This is a genomic window from Mangrovibacter sp. MFB070 (assembly GCF_000705335.1).
Lineage (GTDB): Bacteria > Pseudomonadota > Gammaproteobacteria > Enterobacterales > Enterobacteriaceae > Mangrovibacter > Mangrovibacter plantisponsor.
The window spans coordinates 1-13,960 of sequence record NZ_JJMI01000020.1; the positions used below are offsets into that span (position 1 = coordinate 1).

General features: G+C 52.3%; 14 protein-coding genes. 4 read left to right on the forward strand and 10 right to left on the reverse strand.

What is annotated here, in order from left to right; genetic code table 11:
* The first annotated feature begins 442 nt into the window (after positions 1 to 442).
* On the forward strand, positions 443 to 1,078 hold the full coding sequence (gene grxB / locus DT73_RS08370; protein WP_036106975.1) for a glutaredoxin 2: 636 nt from the start codon (positions 443 to 445) through the stop codon (positions 1,076 to 1,078).
* A gap of 55 nt (positions 1,079 to 1,133) precedes the next feature.
* Here the strand turns inward: grxB and rhaM are convergent, their stop codons facing one another.
* The 5 genes from rhaM to rhaB are packed head-to-tail and all read right to left on the reverse strand — an operon-like array spanning position 1,134 to position 6,164.
* The gene (gene rhaM, locus DT73_RS08375) at positions 1,134 to 1,448 is read right to left on the reverse strand and encodes an L-rhamnose mutarotase (protein WP_036106977.1); all 315 of its coding nucleotides are present in this window, start codon (positions 1,446 to 1,448) and stop codon (positions 1,134 to 1,136) included.
* The gene (fucO, locus tag DT73_RS08380) at positions 1,445 to 2,593 is read right to left on the reverse strand and encodes a lactaldehyde reductase (RefSeq protein WP_036106980.1); all 1,149 of its coding nucleotides are present in this window, start codon (positions 2,591 to 2,593) and stop codon (positions 1,445 to 1,447) included. Before fucO ends, rhaM begins: the two co-directional genes overlap by 4 nt.
* Positions 2,594 to 2,604: 11 nt before the next feature.
* Positions 2,605 to 3,429 (reverse strand): rhamnulose-1-phosphate aldolase, encoded by an 825-nt coding sequence (gene rhaD / locus DT73_RS08385; protein WP_036106983.1) that lies wholly within the window; start codon positions 3,427 to 3,429, stop codon positions 2,605 to 2,607.
* A gap of 9 nt (positions 3,430 to 3,438) precedes the next feature.
* Positions 3,439 to 4,695: an L-rhamnose isomerase gene (gene rhaA, locus DT73_RS08390; protein ID WP_036106986.1), complete on the reverse strand. Its 1,257-nt coding sequence runs from the start codon at positions 4,693 to 4,695 to the stop codon at positions 3,439 to 3,441.
* A complete protein-coding gene (gene rhaB / locus DT73_RS08395; RefSeq protein ID WP_036106989.1) occupies positions 4,692 to 6,164 on the reverse strand; it encodes a rhamnulokinase in 1,473 nt (490 codons plus the stop codon). Before rhaB ends, rhaA begins: the two co-directional genes overlap by 4 nt.
* 302 nt (positions 6,165 to 6,466) lie before the next feature.
* On the opposite strand from rhaB, the gene rhaS reads away from it, so the two are divergent.
* Together rhaS and rhaR are read left to right on the forward strand one after the other, a co-directional pair.
* Positions 6,467 to 7,303, forward strand: coding sequence for an HTH-type transcriptional activator RhaS (gene rhaS, locus DT73_RS08400; RefSeq protein ID WP_036106993.1), 837 nt, complete (start codon positions 6,467 to 6,469; stop codon positions 7,301 to 7,303).
* 72 nt (positions 7,304 to 7,375) lie between these two features.
* Positions 7,376 to 8,206, forward strand: coding sequence for an HTH-type transcriptional activator RhaR (gene rhaR, locus DT73_RS08405; RefSeq protein WP_036106996.1), 831 nt, complete (start codon positions 7,376 to 7,378; stop codon positions 8,204 to 8,206).
* Between the two features lie 26 nt (positions 8,207 to 8,232).
* Here rhaR and rhaT read toward each other — a convergent pair whose 3' ends face one another.
* From rhaT to DT73_RS08425, 4 genes are all read right to left on the reverse strand, one after another.
* The gene (gene rhaT, locus DT73_RS08410; RefSeq protein ID WP_036106999.1) at positions 8,233 to 9,267 is read right to left on the reverse strand and encodes an L-rhamnose/proton symporter RhaT; all 1,035 of its coding nucleotides are present in this window, start codon (positions 9,265 to 9,267) and stop codon (positions 8,233 to 8,235) included.
* Between the two features lie 262 nt (positions 9,268 to 9,529).
* Entirely contained in the window at positions 9,530 to 10,837 is a 1,308-nt protein-coding gene (locus DT73_RS08415; protein ID WP_036107002.1) for a TRAP transporter large permease, read from the reverse strand.
* A complete protein-coding gene (locus DT73_RS08420; protein WP_036107006.1) occupies positions 10,830 to 11,345 on the reverse strand; it encodes a TRAP transporter small permease in 516 nt (171 codons plus the stop codon). Before DT73_RS08420 ends, DT73_RS08415 begins: the two co-directional genes overlap by 8 nt.
* Positions 11,346 to 11,362: 17 nt before the next feature.
* Entirely contained in the window at positions 11,363 to 12,340 is a 978-nt protein-coding gene (locus tag DT73_RS08425) for a TRAP transporter substrate-binding protein (protein ID WP_036107009.1), read from the reverse strand.
* A gap of 298 nt (positions 12,341 to 12,638) precedes the next feature.
* Between DT73_RS08425 and sodA the strand changes: the two genes are divergently transcribed.
* On the forward strand, positions 12,639 to 13,259 hold the full coding sequence (gene sodA, locus DT73_RS08430) for a superoxide dismutase [Mn] (RefSeq protein ID WP_036107011.1): 621 nt from the start codon (positions 12,639 to 12,641) through the stop codon (positions 13,257 to 13,259).
* A gap of 169 nt (positions 13,260 to 13,428) precedes the next feature.
* Here sodA and DT73_RS08435 read toward each other — a convergent pair whose 3' ends face one another.
* On the reverse strand, positions 13,429 to 13,656 hold the full coding sequence (locus tag DT73_RS08435; RefSeq protein ID WP_036107014.1) for a hypothetical protein: 228 nt from the start codon (positions 13,654 to 13,656) through the stop codon (positions 13,429 to 13,431).
* Positions 13,657 to 13,960 lie beyond the last annotated feature (304 nt).

The following is a 13,960-nucleotide window of genomic DNA, read 5'->3' on the forward strand; positions in this document are numbered from 1 at the left end:
TCACCTCCGGGCAGTCAGCCTGCGGCCGGCTCGACTCGGCATCCATGCCTCGGTTCGCCTTATTCCGCCGTCCGGGCGGAATAACCTTGTCTTCCTTTCTCCGGTTCACCGGTCTTACGCGACACAACACTCGCTGCGAGTAGCTGTTTTTTTGTGTTGTGCTGAGTGGCTGTAAGTTCTGTGTCTGGTCTGTCTTTTTGATGTTTTTTGCTGCGATATTACAGGCGGGTGTGGGGTGTGGCCTCTAAATCGTTGAGGCGTGCCTGGCGGCAACTGCAAGTCTGCCAGTACAGTATTGCCATTAGTCAGTTGCGCTCTTCATCCCCTTTACATCCCCCTGCTTCCTGCCCCACAATGGTTAGATTGCTAACTGATTCTTGTTTGCGTTCTGTCTCTCTGGCCTTGCCGGCCATATACCTGATTCTGTTTTGTGAGGCGAGTTATGAAGCTTTTTATTTACCAACATTGTCCGTTTTGTTTGCGTGCGCAGATGATTGTCGGGCTGAAAAGTTTGCCCGTCGATATCGATATCATTATGGAAGGCGATGCTGAAACCCCAACCCGCATGGTGGGGCGCAAAGTGGTGCCTATTTTGCAAAAAGAAGATGGCAGTTATATGCCAGAAAGTATGGATATTGTGCACTATCTTGACAGCAAGCAGGCACCTCAGGTGGCAACGGGAACGGTAGATGCGGCGATAGAAGCCTGGTGCAAGCAGGTATCAAAAAGCGCGTTTAACCTTGCTGTGCCGCGTTTTACTAAGGGTGATTTTGCCGAGCTGGCAACCCCGGCCGCTCGTGAGGCTTACCGCCTGCGTGAAGAAAAAGCATTTGGCGACCTGGAGCAACTGATTGCTGATACACCCGCGTTACTGGCAGATGTGGAGCCTCAACTGGCTGCACTTGAACCACTGGTTGCCGAACGCGACACCATTGATGTTACTGATTTTATTCTGTTCCCGGTATTGCGCAGCCTGACCATTGTGAAAAATATCCACTTTGGCGACCAGGTGCAGGCCTACCTGGCTCGTGTTGCGGGGGCAACAGGCGTCAGCCTGCTGACTGAGCAGGCCATATAACGCCCAACGCAACCAGGCCGCAACACTGTGCGGCCTGGTTGTTATCCCTGAACACTCAGGGCAAATAAAACACCGGTTTGAGCGTATCGCTTAACGGGCTGTTATCTGAGTGAGTTGGCATTACATCCCGCATATGCTTCCACCACCGCTGGCAAACCTCAGTTTGTGCAACGGCGTCCCAACGTTCTTCTGATTCAATCTCTACCGTGGCAAACAGGAGATGGCGCTCAGCATCGAGATAAATAGCATAGTGATGAGCACCGTGCTGTTTAAGAACCGTTTCCAGCTCAGGCCAAATCGGCGAATGGCGTTGTTGATACTCTTCATGTGCATCGGGGTTCACCTGCATAACAAATGCTTTACGGATCATAATGCCTCCAGATAAAGCGCCCGCACTTCTTCTCGTGTCGCGGTGCGTGGGTTACACGGCGCACAAGGGTCTGCCAGAGCTTTATCCAGCCAGCCTTCTATATCTTCCTGGGTAACACCCAGTTTGCTGAACCCGGTGGGAATGCCAACGCGGGCAGACAATTCGCGAATCGCTTCTATCGCTTTCTCACTGGCTAACTCTTCACTCATTCCCTGAGTGTTTACACCCATGGCTTCGGCAACGCGCACAAAACGGGCTGCGGCCGCCGGGCGGTTAAAGTTTTCAATGACAGGCAGAAGAATCGCATTGCACACACCATGTGGCAGGTCGTGAGTTGCGCCTGGCTGGTGCGCCAGTGCATGTACCAGCCCCAGACCGGCGCTGTTAAATGCCATGCCCGCCAGGTACTGGCCATAGGCCATCATTTCCCGGGCTTCCAGGTCTTTGCCGTTATCAACTGCTTTTGGCAACCAGGTGCTGATCAGGCGAATCGCTTCCAGCGCATTGGCGTCTGTCAGTGGGTGTGCGCCAATCGACACATAGGCTTCAATGGCGTGGGTCAGCGCATCCATCCCGGTAGCGGCGGTAACCGATGCCGGAATGTTGAGCATCACGCTGGCATCATCCACAGCGATATCCGGAATGATATTCGGGTCGATAATCACTTCTTTGACTTTGCGTTCACTGTTGATAATCACCGCGTTGCTGGTCATTTCAGCGGCAGTACCTGCGGTGGTGTTGATTGCCACCAGGTGAACGCCCGGGTTTTTCACTTTGCCTACCCCGGAGTAATTGGTCGAAGGTGCCGGGTTGGCAGTCAAAATTTTAATGGCTTTGGCGGTATCAATTGGGCTACCGCCGCCAAAGGCGATAATAAAATTACATTTTGCGTCCCGGAACGCTTTGAAGCCTTGTTGTACCAGTGCTTCTGTTGGGTTAGGGAATACCGCATCGAATAAATGGTATTCCATATTGTGGTGTTTCATGGCGGCGAACAGGGAATCGAGCAGGCCCAGTTTCACCAGTTGCCCGTCAGTGACTATCAGCGCTTTACCCCACTGTTTTCCTGACACCATATTGACCATGTCCCCAATCGCGCCTGCACCATGCAGACTGATTTTGGGTAATGCCAGCATAAAACTCATGATTGTGCTCCTTACGCATTAAGGGCTTCGGCCATTGGCGTGACGCCAAAGCGTTTGCCAAGGGCTATCAGTTGTTCTGTGGTGATGGTTTGTTGCATTCCGCCCATCGACAATACTTTCACCAGAATTTGCGAAGATTTCTCTGCGGTATCTATCAAACCGAATGCTTCGTCTAAATCAGACCCGGTACCGAAGACGCCGTGGTGCGGCCACAGCACCAGGCTGTGAGATTTCATTTGTTCTGCAGTAGCACTGCCAATGCCATCTGTGCCAGGCACCATCCATGGCACAATGCCGATGCCATCCGGGAACACCACCAGGCATTCTGTGCTGCCTTCCCACAATTTGCGGGTAAAGCTGGCAGCATTGAGCGGCAGAACATAAGTCAGGGCAATCAGATTAGTGGCGTGGCAATGCATGATTACCCGGTCACGGCCACCTGAAAGCTGTTTACGCACGGCATGAGATTGCAGGTGCGCGGCCAGTTCAGAGGTGGGCAGCCCGCCTTCACTCAGGCCCCAGTGAATGTGGTAAGCCATGCCGTCATCGGTAATGCGCAGCAGCACCAGGTTCGCTGCCGGGTCAACCTGTACATTACGGAAGAATTTGCCGGAGCCAGTGACCAGGAACCAGCATCCTGCCAGTTCTTTCGCCGGCTGAGTCAGCTCTTCGCAGCGTGGTTCTGCATAGAAATCACTGCGGTAAGCTTCTGCATCCTTAGCGTCCACACGCAGGCTGATATTGCCGCCATTACGCTCATCCCAGCCTTTGAGCCACATATCACTGGTGGCTTTAACCATTCCGGTAACAAACCAGGAAGAAAGAATAGATTGCATGTGAACTCCTTAGCGTTGACGTAAAACGTCGTTTTCATAATGGCGAACGGTGGTGAGCCAGGAGGCATCAGCCGGGGTATCGTGTTGCTGGCAATAACGTTCCCAGACTGCCTGCCATGGCAGCGATTTTTGCTCTTCGAGCAGAGCCAGGCGCGCTGTATAGTCGCCTTCCAGCTCTAACTGGCGCAGTTTGGCTGTAGGTTCCAGTAAGGCGCGCAACAGGGCTTTTTTCATATTGCGGGTGCCAATCACCCAGGCGGCGATACGGTTAATCGAGGCATCAAAGAAATCGAGGCCAATGTGTACGCGGTCGAACAAGTCGTTGCGTACAATTTCACTGGCGATGGCCTGGGTTTCATCATCGAGCAGCACCACGTGGTCGCTGTCCCAGCGTACCGGACGGCTGACGTGCAGTAACAGGCGCGGCACATACAACATGGCGGCGGAGATTTTGTCGGAGATAACTTCGGTTGGGTGGAAGTGGCCGGCATCCAGGCACAGTGCGGTCTGGCGGCTGGTGGCGTAACCCATGTAGAACTCGCTGGAGCCCACGGTGTAGCTTTCTGCGCCAATACCGAACAGTTTGCTTTCCACTGCGTCGATATGGTGAGCCGGGTTGAGTTTTTCGCTGATGATTTCATCCAGCGCGGCCAGTAAACGCTGGCGCGGGGCGAGGCGGTCTACCGTGATGTCTTTCATGCCATCCGGGATCCAGATATTCATCACAGATGGTGTGCCCAACTGTTCGCCAAAATAGGCGGAAATACGGCGGCTGGCTTTGCAGTGATCAATCCAGAACTGGCGGATTTTGTCGTCCGGGTGTGACAGCGTAAAGCCATCTGCACTCAGCGGGTGCGAGAAGCAGGTGGGGTTAAAATCCAGCCCCAGTTTTTTCGCTTTCGCCCAGTTCACCCAGTTGGCGAAATGTTCTGGTTTTATCTCATCGCGTTCAACAGGTGTTGCCGATTCCAGATAAATAGCGTGCAAATTCAGGCGTTTCGGCCCGGGGATCAGGCTCATCGCTTGCTCTAAATCAGCACGTAATTCTTCGGCGGTGCGTGCTTTTCCGGGGTAATTACCGGTGGCCTGAATGCCGCCAGTCAGCGCGCCTTCAGGGTTTTCAAAACCCACGACATCATCGCCCTGCCAGCAGTGCATGGAAACAGGCAGGCGGTCCAGTTGCTGCAGGGCTTTTTCAGCATCCACACCCGCTGCAGCAAAGCGTTGTTTTGCCAGTTCCCAGGCTTGATCAAGTTGAGTGCTCATGCGCAAAGCTCCTTATTCGGTTGAAGTTGTTGTGGAAACTGCGCGACATAGCGGGCAATTTCACTGTCTGAATCGGGTTGAAAATGGATAAGTGGTTGGCTGCTGAACACCACATAGCGGAAGTCATCGACATCGTGGATGTCATCCAGCGCCATGAGCTGGCAGCCGATATTGCCCAGAGTCGAGGCTTCTGTTGGGCCAGCGATAACAGGTATGCCGCAGGCGTCAGCACAAAGCTGGTTAAGGAAATGGTTCTGGCTGCCACCGCCAACAATATGCAGTGCATCGAACGGGCGGTTGCGCAGGTGAGCCAGTTCACGCAGGGTATCTGCGTAGAGCAACGCCAGGCTGTCGAAAATGCAGCGCGCCAGTTGGGCATCATCTTCCGGAATCGCCTGGTGGGTTTCCCGGCAGGCGGCCTGAATTTCCCGCCCCATATTGTCCGGGTTGATAAAACGGTCATCGTTAGGGTTAATTAGCGAGCGGCAGGCGGGGAGCGCTTTTGCCCGCTCAATCAGGCCTGGTAAATCAGTAACCTGGTATTCACGGCAGATTCGTTGCAGTAACCACAGGCCCATAATGTTTTTCAGCACCCTGTAGCGCCCTTCAGCACCGCCTTCATTGGTGATGTTTGCGGCCAGTGCTGCCGGGTTGGTCCAGGGGCGACGGCTTTCAAAGCCCATCAGAGACCAGGTGCCAGACGAAATCCATGCGGCGTTTTTGCTTTGCAGCGGCACAGCAAGCACTGCGCTGGCTGTATCATGAGTGGCGACAGAAACCAGCGGAATACGTTTCCCTTCGCGGCACACCCAGTAGCCAATCAGGTTGCCGGGGTGTGTGGGTGCGCCAAACCAGTGGGCTGGCACACCTGCCCAGTCCAGTAGTTCCTGGTCCCAGTTATCGGTGTTGATGTTCACCAGCTGTGTGGTTGTGGCGTTGGTGTATTCCCAGTTGAGGTTGCCGGTCAGGCGAAACGCCAGGTAATCGGGGATCAGTAAGGCATGGGCTACCTTGTCCTGCAGTTCCGGTTGTTGTTCAGCCAGTGCTCTTAGTTGGTACAGCGTATTGAATGGCAGAAACTGGATGCCGGTTTTGCGGTAGATAGCTTCTTTACCCAGAGTATGGAATGCTCCGGCCATCACGCCATCTGTGCGGCTGTCACGGTAGGAAACCGGCAGGCCAACCCGCTGGCCGTTGGCGTCAATCAGGACAAAATCCACGCCCCAGGTATCAATGCCAATGCTGTCTACGGTAATGCCGCGGTCGCAGACTTGTTGCAGGCCTGTGCGAATTTCCTGTTCCAGCTTATCCACATCCCAGGTGTCAAAGCCATCAACCGCTTTCAGGCAATTAGTAAAGCGGTGAATTTCTGTTAACGCCACCTGGCGCTGAATGTTGTCGTAAGTTGCCAGCATTACCCGGCCACTTGAGGCGCCCAGGTCAACCGCGACGCAATGGCGAATCGTCATGATGGGTATCCTTTCTGAAGTTGATACCCGCCAGTCTACGGAGTGGCTACCTTTGCCACCTTTTTACCAATGACAACGGAAAATTGGGGCTGGCAAACAGGTAAAGTTGAACGTGAGGCACTTCACAGTTTGCTGTTTATCCGTGAAAAGTCTGGGGTGTGATGCTTTCCACAGTTTCGAAGAATACCGGCTGTTTCTTGAAAAAACGGCGCAGAACCGCGTTTTTCACGTCAAAAACTTAAGGTGACAATAACGGCGCTTATCTACTATCAGTCCACCTTAACTGAGTGTGGGAGGTAATGATGACGGTATTACATAGCGTTGATTTTTTCCCATCGAAGGGGGCTTCAGTTGCCATTGAACCCCGGCTTCCACAGGTGGCGTTTCCGGAACATCACCATGATTTCTGTGAAATTGTGATTGTTGAGCACGGAACTGGCACCCATATCTTTAATGGCCAGCCTTATACCCTGAGTGGTGGTTCGGTGTGTTTTGTGCGTGAGCATGACCGGCATTTATATGAACATACTGAAAACCTGTTTCTGACCAATGTGTTGTACCGTTCTGCTGGCGGGTTCAGCTTTATTTCCGGGCTGGAAAAGCTGTTGCCGCAGGAACAGGATGGTTTTTATCCTTCACACTGGCGCGTCAGCCAGAACGTATTGCAGCAAATAAAACCCTTATTGAGCCAACTGGAACTTGCGGGCGATAACGCGGAAATTAATGCGGTGGCCTGTAGAGAAATGGCGTTTATGCAACTGCTGGTTTTGTTACGCCAGGGCAGCCTTGCTCAGAACCATCCCAGCCCGGACGGCCGGGTGGACCAGCTTCTGAGCTGGCTGGAGCAGCACTTTGCAGAAGATGTTTGTTGGGATGAACTCGCAGAGCAGCATGCGCTTTCATTGCGCACACTGCACCGCCAGCTTAAACAGCGCACCGGGTTAACTCCCCAGCGCTATTTGAACCGCTTGCGGTTGATCAAGGCGCGCCATTTATTGCGCCATTCTGAAGACAGCATTACTAATATTGCCTACCTGTGCGGGTTTGGTGACAGTAACCATTTTTCGACACTGTTTAAACGTGAGTTCACCTGGTCGCCACGGGATATTCGTCTGGGGCGCGACACACAACTTCAGTAACGCGAAGGTTATCACCGATTTTTTAGTGGGAAGCATCAATAATGCCCGTTGCGTGATAACCGGAGCGGTACTGTGTCCTGCCATTTGATCCTGAAAAAAAATGATTTTTTCACTTCCGCTACTCAGCCTGTAGTAGTGGCGGACCGCTATCCGCAAAATGTCTTTGCCGAACATACCCATGAATTTTGCGAACTGGTGCTGGTGTGGCGCGGCAATGGCCTGCATGTGCTTAACGATCGGCCTTATCGCATCACGTGTGGTGATCTGTTTTATGTCCGGGCGCAGGACCGGCACAGCTATGAAGTGGTAAATGACCTGGTGTTACACAATGTGATTTATTGCCCGGAACGGCTCACGCTGAATGTGAACTGGGGGGAATTACTTCCAGGCGAGAGCGCCACCTGTTCTGATCCTCGCTGGCGGCTGGACAGCCAGGGAATGGCACTGGCAAAGCCACTGATTGACCACCTGGAAAATGAAACCTTGCGCCAGGAAGACAACCTTTCTGGCTATGCTGTAGAGAGTTTGTTTTTGCAATTACTGGTAACGCTGAAACGCCACCGTTACCAGCCAGCCCAGACCCCAAACTCAGGGGAAAACCTCGATTTCCTGATGGCTGCACTGGGTCAGAGCCTGGATTCACCCTTTGATTTAGGTGAGTTTTGTAACCGCCACCAGTTATCTGAACGGGCCTTGCGCCAGTTATTTCGCCAGCGCACCGGCATGAGCATCAGCCAGTACTTGCGCCAGCAGCGCTTGTGCCACGCACAATATTTATTACGGAATACGGAGTTGTTAATCAGTGATATTGCCACGCGTTGTGGCTTTGAAGACAGCAACTACTTTTCAGTGGTTTTCACGCGTGAAACAGGCATGACGCCACGGTTGTGGCGCCAGCGTTAAGTTTGCGGCAGGGCCGGATATTCGCTTTATTGCGCCATACCCAGGCCCACAATATTGGCGGCGATGATAATTACCACACAACCCACACTCAGTACACCCACCGGGCGGCGGCCCGCATTGTTCCACTCTTTGAGCACCAGCCCAACCAGCCCACCGCACAGCACATAGAAGCTCATATGCAACATCCAGCTCATGTAGTCGTACTGTGCCGGGATTTTGGCGTGACCCCAGGCATAGAAGAAGAACTGCAGGTACCACATTAATCCGCCCAACATGGAAAGTAACACGTTGGTGATAATCAGTGGTTTTGCCAGTGAGAAATCGGCTTTCACAGAAAGGTCTTTCACTTTTGCCAGGCGAACAAAGCAGAAGCCAAGGTTCACTACTGCACCACCGCCCATGATGATGACATAGCTCGGCAGGGCAACATATAACGGGTCAACACCCAGTGCCGCTGCGGCTTCATGCATCGGTTTGGCGGCATCCATAGCGAATGACATCCCGGCAGAGAATATCCCGCACATTACGGCGAGGATCAGACCTTTTTTCAGGTTAAAGTCTTCTGCCTTGATGCCCATTTTGCGTTCTTTTAACTGGCCTGCACGGGTAACAATGGCAACGCCAATAACAGCGACCAGAACACCTGCCAGAGTCATTCGGCCGCCTTCAGTCCCAATCAGCACATCAAATTTGCCATTGAGAATAGGCGTCATTAGTGTACCGACAATCAGAGTAATACCGATGGCGATTCCTATCCCCATCGACATGCCCAGGTAGCGCATCGTCAGGCCATAGTTAATGTTCCCGATGCCCCACATTGCGCCGAACAGGAATACTGGCAGCAGTGTCGACAGGCTGAATGAACTGTAATAAGCCCAGAAGTGAGGTAACAAAATAGCGCTGACCAGCCAGGGCAGCACAATCCATGAAACTATCCCGCCGACCGACCACATGGTTTCCCATGACCAGTTTTTTACTTTCTTAAAAGGGGCGTAAAAGCAGGCAGCGCTGGCTGCGCCAACCAGATGCCATAAAATCCCCATGGTAATGGCGTCATTCATCCTCAAACCCTCGTTGTTATTGAATGCCGGGCGCGTAAATGCACCTGATACTGGCGAGTGTATGGGGCGGCGTCATTATGAACCTTCAGGCAAATGACGCGGGGTGATGAAAGCTGGCAAAAATCAGTGGGTGGGCGCGATGAAGATCACAATTCAGTATTTTGGTGAATAATTTGCGGTAAATTCGATGCTTTTCCCAGGCAAAACACGCTCCCCGTTGCCAAAGGGCCCGCCAGTAATATGAGCTGGCGGGCAGCATTCATTACATCACACCCAGTAAGCGGGGCAGGAATAGTGTGACTTCAGGTACAAAGGTAATCAGCAGCAGCACACCGATGATTGCGGCGTAGAAGGGCATTAACGGGCGGATGACGTCTTCCACTTTTACCCGGCCAACACTGGCACCGACGTACAACCCACTGCCAACGGGGGGCGTGATCGTCCCGATCGCCAGGTTGTAGATCATAATGATCCCAAAATGCACCGGATCGACACCCAGTTTCACCATAATCGGCAACAGGATCGGTGTGAAAATCAGAATGGCCGGGCCGATATCCATAAAAGCGCCAATCACCAGTAAAAATGCAGTAATCACCAGAAGAATAACGATTTTGTTCTCGGATATGCCCAGTAATAATTTGCTGAGCGCCGCCGGAATACTGGTTATCGACATGGAAAACGACATGGCGGAAGAGGTGGCAAGCAGGAACATAATAATGCCGGTCATAACCACGGTTTGCACAAAGACGCCGGGTAAATCTTTCAGTGCCAGGGTTTTGTACAACACCAGGGTCAGAAACAAGGTGTACACCACAGCAATGGCGGAGGCCTCAATGGCGGTAAAAATCCCCATCACAATGCCGCCTACGATAATCACAATCAGCAACAGGCTGGGTACGGCCTCCAGCGTTACTTTCCAGGCGACCCCTTTTTGCAGGGCGAAAAAGACACGGTAGTTGTTACGCTTAGCCACCACAAGTGTTACCAGCATGCAGCCCACACCCCACAGGCAACCTGCCACCATACCGCCAGCAAACAAGGCGGCAATAGATGTTCCGCCGCTTGCCAGTGCATAGAGAATGAATGCGGTAGTCGGCGGGATTAGCATCCCCGTGGGCGCGGAAGCAATATTAACGGCTGAAGCAAAGCCCCGGTTATAGCCTTCTTTCGCGCTCATTGGCACCATCACACCGCCAATAGAAGTAGAAGCGGCGATGGCTGAGCCGGAAATTGCGCCAAACATCATATTGCCAACGATGTTGGTATACGAGAGGGAGCCTGGCAGCCTGCCAGTGAACAGTTTGGCAAAATTTACCAGCCGGGTGGCGATGCCGCCGCTGTTCATGATGACCCCGGAGAGAATAAAGAAAGGGACAGCCAGCAAAGAGAAGCTGTCCAGGCTGGAAAACATTTTCTGTGCGGTGGCAAACATGGCGATATCAAAGGGCAGCACCAGCAGCATGGTGCTGCAGGAGGCCACCACAATACAGATACCAATGGGCGCACCTAACCCCAGCAGTACCACAAACACAGCGATTAACAGCCCGGAGGCCAGCACGGGATCAATCATGGTTTTCCTCCAGAGACGGGGCTGCACTGTGTGGCACGCCACGTAAATTTTTAACGGTCGCAGTAATGTTCAGGATGCTGTAAATGATGATAAGCAGGCCCGAAACCGGCAGGGCGTAGTAGACCTGGCCCATGGGAATTTGCAGTACAGGTGATACCTGGAGCATGGAAATACCGGCGATTTTTAACCCGCCAATAATCAGGATATAGAGTGAGAAGAGCGCAAAAGTCAGTTGCAGCACCAGCATCCACCAGGCACGCAGGTGATCTGGCGCTTTATTAAGCAGCAGTGTCAGGCTGATATGCTCCTGTTTCCCGCACACGTAGGCCATGCCCAGCATAGAGAGCCATACCAAAGAAAAGCGCAGCAGTTCCTCAGTCCAGATACTGGGCGCGCCCATTACATAGCGGCTGATGACCTGCCAGCAAACGACTACCACCATCATGGCGAGCAGTGTGCCACCAACAATTTCCAGACCACGGTCCAGCATGCGTCGGATGTTATTCATAACCCCTTCCTCTTGTGTTATTCCATTGCGCGGATTTGTTGATACAGGTCATTCAACGCAGGCTTGCTCTCCAGGTTTTGGTAAATGGGCTGGACAGCTTGCTGGAATGGCGCGAGGTCAATATCGTTGAACACCACACCAAACTGGCTGACGGCGAGCTGTTTGGTTTCTTCAATGGCTTTATCCCACGCCGCTTTTTCGAACTCGATTGCGTCTTTCACGGCCTGTTGCACAATCGCCAGTTGTTCCGGGGTCAGCTTTTCTTTGGTGAGGTTGCTCATCAGCAGGATATCGGGAATGCGGGTGTGCATATCGTAGGTGTAATAGCGTGCCACTTCGCCGTGGCGGGCGATAGTCAGCGCGAATTCGTTATTCTCGGCACCATCCAGAATGCCTTGCTGGAGCGAGGTGTAAACTTCAGCCTGGCCCATGGCGATGGGTGATGCACCCAGTAGCCGCAACGTGGTGATGGCGGTTTCACTCTGCATTACGCGGATTTTTTTCCCTTTCAGGTCGTTAATGCTGCGAATGGGGCCTTTGCTCATATAAAAATTGCGTGCGCCGGAATCGAACCAGCCAATACCGGTGAACCCTTGTGGCGCGGTGGACTCATACACCGGCCGCATGATGTCCGGGTTGTCCATCACGGCATAGAAATGCGCTTTGCTGTTAAACAGATACGGCAGAGAAAACACGCCGTAGTAAGGCGAAAAGCTTTCCAGTAAACCCGAAGAGACTTTGGTGATGTCCACAACGCCTACCTGTGCCAGCTCCACCAGTTCACGCTCGCCCCCCAGTTGCCCGTCCGGGAACCAGAGCACTTTAATATCTCCATGGGTGCGTTGTTCAATCTGCTCGCCCAGGTAGTGCAGGGCGTCTTTAACTGGCTGGCTGTTTTCTGCATAAGCAATGCGTAACACAGTTTCTGCGTGGCCGGGCAGGGAGAGAAACAGGGCGAACAGGCAAGGTAAGATGTTTCTGATATTTGGTTTCATATAAATCAGTCCGTTATTTTATTTTCGCCATTGAGGTGAAATGTACGTTGAAACCGGGGGGAATAACCTTTGTAGTTTTGCCAGCAACAGGTAAAAACTGGCGAGAAAAACAGGGTACTGGCGGGGGTTGTCACACTTTTACTTTTCACTATACATGGTGTTTTTTTCATCATGGTGATGAAAAACCACACACTCTATACGGCATTGATAATCATTTTCAATATCATTTAAATAACTATAATGACCAAACTGATTACGCGGCGCTAACAGCCGCCCGACAATAATGGAGATGAGAACGATGAGTTATACACTGCCATCCCTGCCTTATGCTTATGACGCGCTGGAACCGCACTTCGACAAAATGACGATGGAAATCCATCACACTAAGCACCATCAGACCTACGTGAATAACGCGAATGCTGCGCTGGAAAGCCTGCCAGAGTTCGCTTCACTGTCTGCTGAAGAGCTGATCACCAAACTGGCTGAATTACCGGCAGACAAGCAAACCTTTCTGCGTAACAACGCGGGTGGCCATGCTAACCACAGCCTGTTCTGGAAAGGCCTGAAAACCGGTACCACTCTGCAGGGCGACCTGAAAGCGGCCATCGAACGTGATTTTGGTAGCGTTGAAAGCTTCCAGGAAACATTTGAAAAAGCCGCTGCAACCCGTTTTGGTTCTGGTTGGGCCTGGCTGGTGGTAAAAGATGGCAAACTGGCCGTGGTTTCTACCGCTAACCAGGACAGCCCGCTGATGGGTGAAGCTATTTCTGGCGCTTCCGGCTTCCCGATTGTTGGCCTGGATGTGTGGGAACACGCTTACTACCTGAAATTCCAGAACCGCCGCCCGGATTACATTAAAGCATTCTGGAACGTAGTTAACTGGGACGAAGCTGCTGCCCGTTTCGCGTCAGTGAAATAATCGCGGCTCAGTGAGACCAGAGCGGTACAGGAACCGGCGTTCGGCACAGTGACAGCACCACAGGGAGTGTGGTGAACAGGCAATGGTATGCCAGCCAGCTCCGGGGATTGTCCCAACGTAAAAGAAGAAGGCCCGCATTTGCAGGCCTTCTTCTTTTTATCGAGCGGGATTAAATATCATTAAACTCACGTACCAGACGGCCTGCCAGTTTTTTGCGAAGCAGTGTGGCAGATGAGTGTTTCCTGCTTTCTGAAAACAGGGCCTTATCCACATTCAGCAGCCCGGATGTATTGGAATAATGTGTTATCAGTTCTGCTGCCAGCTGTGCCTGTAACTGTTTTTTATCGTTGTTCAACAAAGCGGAAAGTGTGGCATGTTGAATATTATAAGATGACATAACAGGCTCTCCCTTTGGTGACAGTTTTATATGCACGTAGATCTTCAGGTATCAGCCGCCGCGGAATTTTCTTCGGCAACCCAGTTTTTGAATTATAGCGTGGTTCATTTTTTAACCCAGGAAGGTAATCATAGATCTCCTCAAGTGAGGAACGACGACCAGAGTCAACAATACTGCCGGACGCTGCCTGAAAAACAAAACCACCCGGCACGAACCCCACAGCCACACCATACAACACAAAAAACCCGCCACTCACAGCGAGGCCTGCTCGCGTAAGACCGGTGAACCGGAGAAAGGAAGACAA